We start from the raw sequence: 12,480 nt of genomic DNA on the forward strand, positions 1-12,480 counted from the left end.
CGGGTCAGACCCCGACTCGGGCTATTTGCCCTGGCGGTGCTCGACCGCGTACACGGCCGCCTGCACGCGGCTGGTGAGGTTGAGTTTTTTCAGCACGTTCTGCACGTGGATCTTGACCGTGCTTTCGGCCAGGTCCAGCGTGCGGGCGATGCCCTTGTTGCTCTCGCCGCGCGACAGGCAATCGATGATTTCCTTTTCGCGTGGCGTGAGCTTGTCCAGTTCCGACACGGGTTCCTCGCGCCGCGTGCCCGCCTGCAGCTGCGCCACCAGTTTGCCCGTCATCGCTTCGGCGATGACGACTTCACCTGCCGCCGCACGGCGGATGGCGCGCACCAGGTAGTCGGCGTCGATGTTCTTGATCAGATAGCCGCAGGCGCCCGCGCGCAGGGCCGTCGCCAGGTCTTCCGCGTCTTCCGACACGGTCAGCATGACGATGGCCGTATCGGGGCAGTCGTGCTGCATCAGCTGCAGCGCTTCCACGCCGGACATGCCGGCCATGTTCAGGTCCAGCAGCACCACGTCGGGCTGCAGCTGGATGGCGCGCTTGATGCCTTCCACGCCATCGGCCGCCTCGCCCACGACGGAAAAGTCCGTATGCCGCTGCAGCAGCGAGCGTATGCCGCTGCGGAACAGCGCGTGGTCGTCCACCAGCATGACGGTGATCGGTTTATCGGGTGTCTCCATTTTTTATACTTTCAGGTAGTTACTCAGGCGGCGCGGCGCTGCTCGCGCGACAGATGCAGTTCGACCGTGGTGCCGCCGCCCTGGCAGGCATGCACGTCGAACGTGGCCTCGATGCGCTGCGCGCGCTCGCGCATGATATGGATGCCGACATGGCTGTCGCCCTTTTCCAGCACGGCGGCGGCGTCGAAGCCAACGCCATTATCGCTGATCGTCAGCGTAAAATCTTGGTGATCGGCGAGGCGCACTTCGACGTGGCTGGCCTGGGCGTGCTTGCGGATGTTCGACAGCGCTTCCTGCACGATGAATAATAACTGCAATTGCTGCTCGCGGGGGAATGGCGCGCCGTCGACGTCGGCCAGCAGATCGGCCTCGATGCCCGTCTGGCGGCGGAATTTGTCCACCGCCGCGCGCAGGGAGCCGATCAAATCATCCTCCATCAGGCGGCTGCGGAAGTTGGCCAGCAGTTCGCGCACGTCCTCGTAGCTTTCCTTCACGCCCGCATGCAGGGCCGGCACGATGCCCGCCACCTCGTCGAAACGCGCGTTGCGCACGGAGTCGTCAAGCATCTGCACTTGCAGGTTGAGGAAATTGAGGCTTTGCGCGATGCTGTCGTGCAGGCCCTGCGCCACCAGGTTGCGCTCTTCGGAAATGGCCATCTCGCGCTCGCGCGCGGCCAGGCGCAGGTTTTCCAGCGCGATGCCCAGCAGCTGGCCCAGGGTTTCGAGCAAGGCCAGTTCGCGCGCGGAAAACACGCGCGCATGGCGGAAATGCAGGTTAAAGAAGCCCAGGTGCTGTTCGTGCGCATGGATATGGAAGACGGAGACGGTGGCAAAGCCCTCGCGGTGGCAGCGCAGCTCGTGCGCCTTGTCGATGCGGCGCATGTCGTGCACCTTCGCCACCTTCATTTCGACGGCCGTGCCGCACAGGCAGTCGCCCACCTTCAAGCAATGCTCGGACGCCACCAGTTCCTCGGACAGGCCCGTATGCACCACCATGTGCAGGTTGCCCCGCTCGGCGTCGAGCACGCGCACGGTGGAGCCGTCCGCCTCGAAATAGTCGACGATACGCTGCATGAAGCCGCCGCAAATGTCTTCCAGCGGCTGCGGGCGCTGCAAAAAGGCGGCGCTTTCGTACAGCAACGCCAGTTCGCGGTTGCGGTATTCGAGCGTGGCCGTCTTGCTGCGCACGCCCTCTTCCAGGTTGCCGTACAGCGCCTGCAGGCGGTCGGCCATCTGGTTGAATCCACTGGCCAACTGGCCGAATTCGTCATTGCTTTCGACGGCCAGGCGCACGCTGAAATCGCGCTCCTTCATGCGCTGCATGCCCAGGCGCAGCCGCGTGACGGGTTCGATGATGAGCATGAACATCAGGTAAATCATGCTGACCGTGCCGATGACGGCCATGCCGACGAGGATCAGTTGCGAGGCGCGCAGCCAGAAGGTGCGCTGTTCGCTATCGTGCTCGATCAGGCGCACCAGTTGATCGACCTGTCCCACAAAGGTATCGGCGTCATGCTCGAACTGGCGCGCCCGCGCGGTGGAATCGGCGGCCAGCGCGGCCGGGCGCAAGGCGCCGCGCCAGGCAGTGCCGATGCGTTCGAATTCGGACTTGATGGCCGTGCTGGGAGGCAGGAACAGGGGGCGCTGCGGGTCGCCGTGGCCGATCTTGGCCAGGGTCTCGTCGATCAGCAGCACTTGCTGGTGCGCCTGCTCGCGGGCGTCGCTGGCAAGCAGCAGGGTCAGGCGGTAGGTCTGCATGCGCAGCCGGCCCGTCTCGTTGATGGCGGCCGAACTGCCTTCGAGCTGCCACGACAAAAACAGGGTGCAGCCGATGGCGCTCAGGGCCAGCACCAGCATGAGCAGCAGAGCGCCGACGATCTTGGTCGACAGCTTCTGCCAGGAGGAAAACATCGCTTTAAATTTCATACACCCTTTACTTGGCACCGCCCCGTTCAGCCTCCGGTTTGGGCCATAAAACGGATAATCTTGTCTGGCTGCGTATTGAAATCATGCTGCTGCGGCTTGAGTTCGATGGCGGCGCGGATCGCCGCTTCGATCTCCGCATCCGTGGCCCCGCCGCGCAGCATGGGGCCGAGGGCGAATTTCTCTTCCTGGCCCAGGCACAAATACAGGGTACCATCGACGGACAGGCGCACGCGGTTGCAGGTGGCGCAAAAATGCTGCGACATGGGCGTAATAAAACCGATGCTCGAGCGTCCATCGGCTGTCGCCATGTAGCGCGCCGGCCCGCCGCCCAATTCCTGCGCCTGCGGCACCAGGCCAAAACGGGCCGCCAGGCGCTCACGCACGGGACCGAGCGGCATGTAGCTGGCATTGCGGCCCGTACTGCCCATCGGCATGGCTTCGATCAGGCGCAGGATGAACTGCTGCTCGATGCAGAACGCCGCCATGGCCTCGATCTGGCCGTCATTGATGCCGCGCATGGCCACCATATTGATCTTGATCGGGTCGAAACCGGCCGCCTTGCCCGCCATCAGGCCATCGAGAATCGGCTGCAGGCTGTCGCGCCCCGTGATCTGCTGCATGCAGGCGCGGTCGAGCGAGTCCAGGCTCACGTTGATGCGGTCCACGCCCGCCGCGCGCAAGGCCACGGCGTGCTTGCCCAGTTGCGTGGCGTTGGTCGACAGCGACAGGTCCTGCAGACCGGGCAACGCCGTCAGCTTGCGCGCCAGTTCCGGCAGATTGCGCCGCAACAGCGGTTCGCCACCCGTCAGGCGCACGCGGCGCGTGCCGAGGCGAACGAAGATGCCCATCAGGCGCTCGATCTCGTCGAACGTCAGCCAGTCCTTCGGCTCCTCGAAGCCGCGAAAGCCCTTGGGCATGCAGTAACTGCAGCGCAAGTCGCAGCGGTCGGTGACGGACAGCCGCACATAATCGATCGAACGGCCAAAACGGTCCTGCAACTTGACGCTACCCATGACGCTACTCCTGATTCTTTCGTGATTGTAAAGGCTGGGGCACGATCTGGCTGTGCCCCAGAAGGCCTAGCGGCCTACGCCTTTCGGCCTACGCACTTCTACCTACTGAACCAGCGGACTGGCCGTGCCTTCGAGCTCGATGCCCGCGATCTCGGCGCGCCCCACCAGCAAGTGCAGATACTGGTGCACGGCGCGCTGCCACGCGGCGCGCGACAGGCGGTCGGCGATCTGCGCCTGCACGGCCTCGTAGGCGATGGCCTGGCCTTCGACCCGGCGCAGCACTTGCACGATGTGGTAGCCGAAACGCGTTTCCAGCAAATGGCCGGCCAGCGCGCCCTCTTCCAGGCGGAACAGAAGCGCGTCGAATTCCGGCACGCTCTGGCCCGGCGACAGCTGGCCCAGGTTGCCCCCCAGGGCGCCCGACGGGCAATTCGAATACTGCGCCGCCAGCTCGCCGAAGCGCTCGGGCGCCAGTTTTAAGGCGTCGAGCACGGCCTGCGCCGTCGTGCGCAGCAGTTCCAAAGGCGCCTCGGGCGTCACCTGGAACAGGATGTGGCGCGCCTCGACCAGCGCCCCGCTGCTAAACAGCTGCGGGCGCTGCGCATAAAAGGTGCGGCAAGCCGCATCGTCGGCGGGCGGCACGCGCACTTCCTGCGCGAACAGCGCTTCGATGCGGTCATCAATACTGCCGCCCTGCACGCCGAGGCGGTCGGCTTCTTCCAGCAGCAGCCGGCGCAGCACCAGTTCATGCACGGCCTGTTTCAGCGGATTGCCGGCACCATCGTGATGCGGCAGTTCCTGCGCGATGTCGGCATCGTCGATATCGATGCCATTGACGGAGATTCCCATGATGTGACTCCTTTCTTAGCGGCGGCGAACCAACTGGTAAGCGCGGCCCAGATATCCGATGGCGCCGAAGCCGCTCCACACGTGCACCAGACGGGTGAACGGGAAGATGACGAACAGCGACATGCCCATGAACAGGTGCAGCTTGAACACCAGCGGCGCATCGACGATGAAGCTGGCGGCGTCACCGCGGAAGGTCACGATGTGCTGCGCCCAGTTCATCAGCAAGACCATCATGTGGCCATCCATGTGCGACGCCGAGACAAAGATCGACGACAGGCCCAACAGCAAGGTCAGCAAAATCCACAGCATCACCAGCTTGTCGCCGGCCGTGGTGACGGCGCGCAGCCGGTCGTTACTGAAGCGGCGCACCAGCAGGATCAGGATGCCGACCAGGCACAGGCCGCCCATCACGCCGCCGGCCGCCATGGCCACGCCCTGCTTCAGGCTGTGGGACACGCCCAGCGTGTCCCACACCCAGACGGGGGTGAGCAAGCCGGCCGCATGGCCGAACAGCAGGCCGATGATGCCGAGGTGGAACAGGATATTGCCCAGGCGCAGGCTGCCGCGGTGCAGCAGCTGGCTGGAATCGGACTTCCACGTATATTGCTCGCGGTCGAAACGGATCAGGCTACCCAGGAAAAAGATGGCCAGCGCGATGTATGGATAAATGCCATACACAAATTGATGCAAATAATTACTCATGATGTACTCTCCTCATGCGGGCGCAAGCGGCCAATTAAGCAGCGCGCCGCGGCTGCGGGTGAAAATGCACGGGATGGACGCCGCCCGGAACTTGGCCCGGACCTTGGCGCAGCAACGGCTCGACGCCGTCCGCACCGGGACCGAAGGTTTCCAGCGCTTCGTCCATGTCGCGCACCGGCGGTTCGGCCAGCATTTCCGCCGCCACGGGGCTCAGGCGTTCGAGCACGGTGAAGACGGGCGCATACGGACTGCCGTTGGCCGTCAGCTTGCGGCCGATGTGCGCCAGCACGTGGACGGCGTCGCCCAGCAGCGGCGCCGAAACTGCCTCGTCGAGCTGCGCCAGGAATTCCAGGAACAGCGGCACGAAGTCGGGCAAGTCGTCGCCCACCATTTGCAGGCCGTGGCGCTTGTATTCCTCCATCAGGTCGACCATGGCCTGGCCCCGGTCACGCGATTCGCCGTGGATATGCTCGAACAGATGCAGCGAGTGCGACGGATTGCGGTCGAACGTGGCCACGTACTGCTGCTGCAGGTCGATCAGGCTGCTGCTTTCCAGGTGCGCCAGCAAGGGCCGCAGCAGCGCGTGCTGTTCCGGCACGGCCGCCAGCGCGGCGTCCAGCTGCGGCAGGTGGGCGATCAGCTCGGGCTCCGGATACAGCAGCAGGCGCGAGAGGATTTGGTAGTGATGCATAGCGTGTTCCATATCAGCTCCTTAAGCGCCTGGCGCCGTTTTGCGCGACTTCGGCATCTGCATGAAGATGGCCGAACCGTGTTTTTTCTTGCCGAACAAGGTCGGTTCGCTGGTGCCGTCCGAGCAGCCGTTGCCGAAGCTGAAGCCGCACGAACCCTTCTCGTTGAAGCTGTCCTCGGCCATTTCCTTGTGGCTGCTGGGGATGACGAAGCGGTCTTCGTAATTGGCAATGGCCATGATGTGGTACATGTCCTCCACCTGCGCCTTGCTCAAACCCACTTGCTTGAGCACCGTGAGGTTCTCCACCTTTTCAACCGTCTTGCTGCGCATGTAGGCACGCATGGCCAGCATGCGGTCCAGCGCCGTGACGATGGGCGGCTGGTCGCCGGCCGTCAGCAAATTGGCCAGGTACTGCACCGGAATGCGCAGGCTTTGGGTGTCCGGCAGCATGCCGTTCACGCCCAGCTTGCCCGATTCGGCGGCCGCCTGGATCGGCGACAGCGGCGGCACGTACCACACCATCGGCAAGGTGCGGTATTCGGGATGCAGCGGGAACGCCACTTTCCACTCGACGGCCATCTTGTAGACGGGCGACTTGACGGCCGCTTCCAGCCACAGGTCGGGAATGCCCTGACGGCGCGCCTCGGCGATGATGGCCGGGTCGTGCGGATCGAGGAACAGGTCGAGCTGCGCCTGGTACAGGTCCTGCTCCTGCGGCACCGAGGCGGCAGCCTCGATCTTGTCGGCGTCGTACAGCAGCACGCCCAGGTAGCGGATGCGGCCCACGCACGTTTCCGAGCACACGGTAGGCTGGCCCGCTTCGATGCGGGGGAAGCAGAAGGTGCACTTCTCCGCCTTGCCGGACGACCAATTGTAGTAAATCTTCTTGTACGGGCAACCGGAGATGCACATGCGCCAGCCGCGGCACTTGTCCTGGTCGATCAGCACGATGCCGTCGTCTTCGCGCTTGTACACGGAGCCGGACGGGCAAGACGCCACGCACGTCGGATTGAGGCAATGCTCGCACAGGCGCGGCAAGTACATCATGAAGGTGTTTTCAAACGTGCCGTACATCTCCTTCTGCATGTTGTCGAACAGTTTATCCTTGCTGCGCTGGGCAAACTCGCCGCCCAGGTCATCTTCCCAGTTCGGACCCCACTCGATTTTTTCCATCTTTTTCCCCGTCAGCACGGAGATCGGACGGGCCGTCGGCGGCGTCTGCGACAGCGGCGCGCTTTGCAGGTGCTCGTAGTCGTAGGTGAACGGCTCGTAGTACTCGTCGATGGCGGGCAGGTTCGGGTTGGCGAAGATATTCGCCAGAATTTTCAGACGGCTGCCCTGGCGCGGCTCGATCTTGCCCGCATCCGTGCGGCGCCAGCCGCCGTTCCACTTGTCCTGGTTTTCCCACTGCTTCGGATAGCCGATGCCCGGCTTGGTTTCCACGTTGTTGAACCATGCGTACTCGACGCCGTCGCGGCTGGTCCATACGTTCTTGCAGGTGACGGAACAAGTGTGGCAGCCGATGCACTTGTCCAGGTTCAGCACCATGCCGATTTGCGCTCTGATTTTCATACTATGCTCCTTCTTCCTGCAACGGGCCTTCGAGCCAGTCAACCTTGTTCATCTTGCGCACCAATACGAATTCATCGCGGTTGGAGCCCACCGTGCCGTAGTAATTGAAGCCGTACGCCAGTTGGGCGTAGCCGCCGATCATGTGCGTCGGCTTGGGCACGGCGCGCGTCACCGAGTTATGGATGCCGCCCCGCTTGCCCGTCATCTCCGCGCCAGGCACGTTGATGATTTTTTCCTGGGCGTGGTACATCATCGTCATGCCGGCCGGGATGCGCTGGCTGACGATGGCGCGCGCCGTCAGGCTGCCGTTCACGTTGAAGACTTCGATCCAGTCGTTGTCGACGATGCCGGCCGTCTGCGCGTCCGTCTCCGACAGCCACACGTGCGGTCCGCCACGCGACAGGGTCAGCATGCGCAGGTTGTCCGAATACGTGGAGTGGATGCCCCACTTCTGGTGCGGTGTAAGGAAGTTCAGCGCCAGCTCCTTGTTGCCGTTCGGCTTGGTGCCCAGCAGCGCTTCCGTCGTCTTCGTGTTGATGGCCGGCTTGTACACGCACAGTCCCTCGCCAAAATCGCGCATCCACAGGTGATCCTGGTAAAACTGCTGGCGGCCCGTCAGGGTGCGCCAAGGGATCAGTTCATGCACGTTGGTATAGCCGGCCGTGTAGCTGACTTCTTCGCTTTCCAGGCCCGACCACGTCGGCGAGGAAATGATCTTGCGCGGCTGCGCCTGCACGTCGCGGAAGCGGATGCTGTCATGCTCGCGCGGCAGCGCCAGATGCGTATGCTCGCGTCCCGTGATGGCGGACAGCGCGGCCCAGGCTTTTACGGCCACGTGGCCATTCGTTTCCGGCGCCAGCGACAGAATCATCTCGGCCGCATCGATGGCCGTATCGAGGCGCGGCTGGCCCTGCGACACGCCTTCTTCCAGCACCGTGCGGTTGATGCCGCGCAGGACCTCGACTTCATGCCCCGTTTTCCAGGAAATGCCCTTGCCGCCATTGCCGATGGTTTCCAGCAGCGGGCCGATCGAGGTGAACTTCTTGTAGACGTCGCGGTAATTGCGCTCGACCACCGTCATGTTCGGCATGGTCTTGCCGGGGATGGCGTCGCATTCGCCGGCGCGCCAGTCCTTGGGATCGAAAGGCTGGCCCAACTCACCCGGCGTGTCGTGCATCAGCGGCGTGAGGATGATGTCTTGCTGGGTGCCCAGCAGCTCGCCGCCGATTTCCGAGAATTTCTCGGCCAGCCCCTTGTAGATTTCCCAGTCCGACTTCGATTGCCACAGCGGCTGCACGGCTTCGGACAGCGGGTGGATGAACGGATGCATGTCCGACGTATTCAAGTCGTCTTTTTCATACCAGGTGGCCGTCGGCAGCACCACGTCGCCATACAGGCAGGTGGTCGACATGCGGAAGTCCAGCACCACCAGCAGATCGAGCTTGCCTTCGGCGGCCGGGCGTACTTTCACCTGTTTCGGCGTGATGCAATCGTCTTCGTCGCTGAGCAAGCCATTCTGCGTGCCGAGCAGGTATTTCAGGAAGTACTCGTGGCCCTTGCCCGAGCTGCCGAGGATATTCGAGCGCCAGACAAACATATTGCGCGGGAAGTTGGCCGGGTTGTCCGGATCATCGCACGAGAACTGCAGCTGGCCCGCCTTGATCTGGTCGAGCGCATACGCGGCCGGTGCCTGCCCTGCCGCCTTGGCGGCCTTGGCCACTTCCAGCGGATTGGTTTGCAGCTGCGGCGCCGATGGCAGCCAGCCCATGCGCTCAGCCTTGGCGTTGTAGTCGAGCAGGGTCAGGTCGCCCGTGCCGCCGGCCGCCGATGGCGAGGCGATGTCGCCCGTTTCCAGCTTTTCGTGGCGCCACTGGCTCGTGTGGGCATAGAAGAACGAGGTGCCGTTCATCTGACGCATCGGACGCACCCAGTCCTGGGCGAAGGCCAATGGTGTCCAGCCTGTTTGCGGACGCAGCTTTTCCTGGCCCACGTAATGGGCCCAGCCGCCACCGGACTGGCCGATACAGCCGCACATCATCAGCATGTTGATGATGCCGCGGTAGGTCATGTCCATGTGGTACCAGTGATTCAGGCCGGCGCCCACGATGACCATGCTCTTGCCGCGTGTCTGGTCCGCGTTTTCCGCGAACTGGCGCGCCACGGTGATGACGTCGGCGCGTTTCACGCCCGTGTGCTTCTCTTGCCATGCGGGGGTGTACGGCACGTCGTCGTCATAGCTTTCCGCGACATTGGCGCCGCCGAGGCCACGGTCGATGCCGTAGTTGGCCAGGGTCAGGTCGAACACGGTGGTGACGAGGCCCGTCGTGCCGTCAGCCAGGCGGATGGTTTTCACCGGCACTTTGCGCAGCAGCATGTCGGACGCGTCCTTGCCGCCGAAGTAGGCAAAGCCCACTTCCGTAACGGCGTCGCTGTCGTTGATCATGGAGAGCATCGGCACGATGGGTTCACCGCTGCCGCCAGCCTTCTGTTCCAGATTCCACTTGCCCGACTCGCCCCAGCGGAAGCCGATGGAGCCGGCCGGCGCGGTAATGGCGCCCGTGGTCTCGTCGATGACGAGGGTTTTCCATTCCGGATTGTTGGTTTCGTCGAGATTGTTGTCCAGGTGCGAAGCGCGCAGGAAGTAGTCGGGCACCAGGGTGCCGTTATGTTCCTTGAGCAGCACCAGCATGGGGAAGTCCGTGTACTGGCGTGCGTAGTCGCGGAAGTAGGCGCTCTGCCCTTCCGAGTGGAATTCCTTGAGGATGACGTGGCCCATGGCCAGCGCCAGCGCGGCGTCCGTGCCTTGCTTCGGCGCCAGCCAGATGTCGCCGAACTTCACCATTTCGCCGTAGTCGGGCGAGATGGCCACGGTTTTCGTGCCCTTGTAGCGCACTTCCGTGTAGAAGTGGGCGTCCGGCGTGCGCGTCATCGGCACGTTCGAGCCCCACACCATCAGATAGGTCGAGTTGTACCAGTCGGCCGATTCCGGCACGTCCGTCTGCTCGCCCCACACTTGCGGGCTGGCCGGCGGCAAGTCGCAGTACCAGTCGTAGAAGCTCAGGGCCACGCCGCCGATCAGCGACAGGTAGCGCGTGCCGGAGGCATAGCTGACCATGGACATGGCGGGAATCGGCGAGAAGCCGACGACGCGGTCCGGGCCGTATTTCTTGATCGTCAGCGCATTCGCGGCGGCGATGATTTCATTCGATTCATCCCACGTGGCGCGCACGAAGCCGCCCAGGCCGCGGATGGATTTGTACTGCTGCGAACGCACGGGATCCTGGCTGATCCAGTCCCAGGCCGTGACGGGATCCATGGTCTTGCGCGCTTCGCGCCACATTTCCATCAGGCGGCCGCGCACCATCGGGTATTTCACGCGCTGGGCCGAATACACGTACCAGGAATAGCTGGCGCCGCGCGGGCAGCCGCGCGGTTCGTGGTTGGGCAGGTCGGGCCGCGTGCGCGGGTAATCGGTTTGCTGGGTTTCCCAGGTGATCAGGCCATTCTTGACATACACCTTCCAGCTGCACGAGCCGGTGCAGTTCACGCCATGCGTGGAGCGCACGATCTTGTCGTGCTGCCAGCGCTGGCGGTAGGCGTTTTCCCAGGTACGGTCTTCATCGACCACGGTGCCATGGCCGTTTGAAAACGGCTCGGCGGGCTTGCTAAAAAATTTCAGGCGGTCCAGAAAGTGACTCATGCTACCTCCACATTGCGCCGCCGACAGCGGCGCCAGGTCTTAAAAAACGCTGCAAGCAGGATGGCTCAAGCGTCGATACAAACAGTCTATCGATGCGCCGCGCCCGGCGGTATTGGCAAGAAGTCGGTTTCCGGCACCAGGAATGCATAGGCGCGTAGTCACCCGGATAGTCACTATTGCCTATGGGCGGCGCGGCGGAGCTGCGGTATACCTGTCGTCATCGTTCAACACAGAGAAAGAGCATCATGCCAATTACCGATTACGCCAGCCTGCTGAGCAGCGCCCGCAACCAGGAACAGCCGCAACGCCTGCTGTTCACCTTTACCCAGGCGCAGGCCCAGCCTGGCGGCCAGGGCAAGTCCCTCACGCCCGTGATGTGCGCCGACAAGCTGCCCGAGGAACTGGACAGCTTCGAGACATTGAAGGAGGAGTCGAAACAGATGCAGACGCACTGGGACGTGGTCTTCGTGGCGGGACTGGCGGGCCGCGAGGGCCAGCCACCCGCCGCGCAGGAATGCGAAGCGCCCCTGCGCGCCATGGTGACGGCCATCGAGCAAGGCCGCATCGACAGCCTGCTGGCGTTTGACCGCAGCGGGGATTTGTTACGGTTCAGCTGAGTCCGGCCACGGGCGCTCATGCAAATGCCGCGCCCTTTCTATCGGACAGACCAGCGGCAAAAACTGCTGCTGGCGCGCCGAATACGCCATCAGCGCACCGCTGTCGATATCGAAATACCATCCATGCAATTTCAATAATCCCTGCTCCACCCGGCGTTTCAGCCATGGGTAGGTGAGCAGGTTGTCCAGCGACTGCAATATGCTGGCCAGCTCGCACGCGTGGTGCTGTTCCGCCGACGAGCGGTGCGCCAGCTCGCGCCGCACGCGCTGCGCCACCGGTTCGGCGATGCGCATCCACTGTCCCACGAAGTCCGTTTCCTGGCCTTCCGCGCGCGGCTGCGGTTCCAGCAGCGCGCGGATGCCGCCGCAGCGCGCATGTCCGAGCACGATGACCCTGGCCACTTCGAGCTTGCAGACGGCGAACTCGATGGCCGAACTGACGCCGGGCGGCGCGTCCGGGGTACAGGGCGGCACCAGGTTGGCGATATTGCGCACGACGAACATGTCGCCCGGGTCGCTGCCCGTCAGCAGCATGGGGTCGACCCTCGAATCGCAGCAGCCGATCAGCAAGGTCGAGGGCCGCTGCCCGTCGCGCAGGCTGTCGTACAGGGTTTGCGGCTCGCTGAAATACTGCTGCTGAAACAGGCTGAAGCCGTTGACGAATTTTTCCAGTTCTTCCATGACTACCTCTTACTGTGTTCAACGCCAGGCAAGCAGGACTCGCCCG

General features: G+C 63.5%; 10 protein-coding genes. 1 reads left to right on the forward strand and 9 read right to left on the reverse strand.

Annotation, left to right across the window (positions count from 1 at the left end; all coding sequences use genetic code 11):
* Window positions 1-21: 21 nt before the first annotated feature.
* From ACPJXG_RS15270 to ACPJXG_RS15305, 8 genes are all read right to left on the reverse strand, one after another.
* Window positions 22-684, reverse strand: coding sequence for a response regulator (locus ACPJXG_RS15270; RefSeq protein WP_034781594.1), 663 nt, complete (start codon window positions 682-684; stop codon window positions 22-24).
* Window positions 685-707: 23 nt separating this feature from the next.
* A complete protein-coding gene (locus ACPJXG_RS15275; RefSeq protein ID WP_176390334.1) occupies window positions 708-2,609 on the reverse strand; it encodes a type IV pili methyl-accepting chemotaxis transducer N-terminal domain-containing protein in 1,902 nt (633 codons plus the stop codon).
* Window positions 2,610-2,635: 26 nt separating this feature from the next.
* Window positions 2,636-3,622, reverse strand: coding sequence for a GTP 3',8-cyclase MoaA (moaA, locus tag ACPJXG_RS15280; RefSeq protein WP_425251567.1), 987 nt, complete (start codon window positions 3,620-3,622; stop codon window positions 2,636-2,638).
* Window positions 3,623-3,724: 102 nt separating this feature from the next.
* A complete protein-coding gene (locus ACPJXG_RS15285) occupies window positions 3,725-4,471 on the reverse strand; it encodes a peptidylprolyl isomerase (RefSeq protein ID WP_425251568.1) in 747 nt (248 codons plus the stop codon).
* A gap of 15 nt (window positions 4,472-4,486) precedes the next feature.
* Window positions 4,487-5,173 (reverse strand): respiratory nitrate reductase subunit gamma, encoded by a 687-nt coding sequence (gene narI / locus ACPJXG_RS15290; RefSeq protein WP_035818397.1) that lies wholly within the window; start codon window positions 5,171-5,173, stop codon window positions 4,487-4,489.
* Window positions 5,174-5,207: 34 nt separating this feature from the next.
* Window positions 5,208-5,876 carry a nitrate reductase molybdenum cofactor assembly chaperone gene (gene narJ / locus ACPJXG_RS15295; protein ID WP_235211653.1) on the reverse strand — a complete coding sequence of 223 codons (669 nt, stop codon included), beginning with the start codon at window positions 5,874-5,876 and terminating at the stop codon, window positions 5,208-5,210.
* Window positions 5,877-5,885: 9 nt separating this feature from the next.
* Window positions 5,886-7,436 (reverse strand): nitrate reductase subunit beta, encoded by a 1,551-nt coding sequence (narH, locus tag ACPJXG_RS15300; RefSeq protein WP_034751243.1) that lies wholly within the window; start codon window positions 7,434-7,436, stop codon window positions 5,886-5,888.
* A 1-nt stretch (window position 7,437) separates the two neighbouring features.
* On the reverse strand, window positions 7,438-11,136 hold the full coding sequence (locus ACPJXG_RS15305) for a nitrate reductase subunit alpha (RefSeq protein WP_425251569.1): 3,699 nt from the start codon (window positions 11,134-11,136) through the stop codon (window positions 7,438-7,440).
* Window positions 11,137-11,381: 245 nt separating this feature from the next.
* Here ACPJXG_RS15305 and ACPJXG_RS15310 point away from each other — a divergent pair, with 245 nt between their 5' ends.
* Complete coding sequence (locus ACPJXG_RS15310; RefSeq protein ID WP_034751248.1) at window positions 11,382-11,753, forward strand: hypothetical protein; 372 nt, start codon at window positions 11,382-11,384, stop codon at window positions 11,751-11,753.
* Here ACPJXG_RS15310 and ACPJXG_RS15315 read toward each other — a convergent pair.
* Window positions 11,739-12,434: a carbonic anhydrase gene (locus ACPJXG_RS15315; protein ID WP_425251570.1), complete on the reverse strand. Its 696-nt coding sequence runs from the start codon at window positions 12,432-12,434 to the stop codon at window positions 11,739-11,741. The two genes, ACPJXG_RS15310 and ACPJXG_RS15315, sit on opposite strands and share 15 nt — an antisense overlap.
* Between the last annotated feature and the right edge of the window lie 46 nt (window positions 12,435-12,480).

The organism is Janthinobacterium sp. NFX145 (assembly GCF_049810325.1).
GTDB classification, from domain to species: Bacteria; Pseudomonadota; Gammaproteobacteria; order Burkholderiales; family Burkholderiaceae_D; genus Janthinobacterium; species Janthinobacterium rivuli.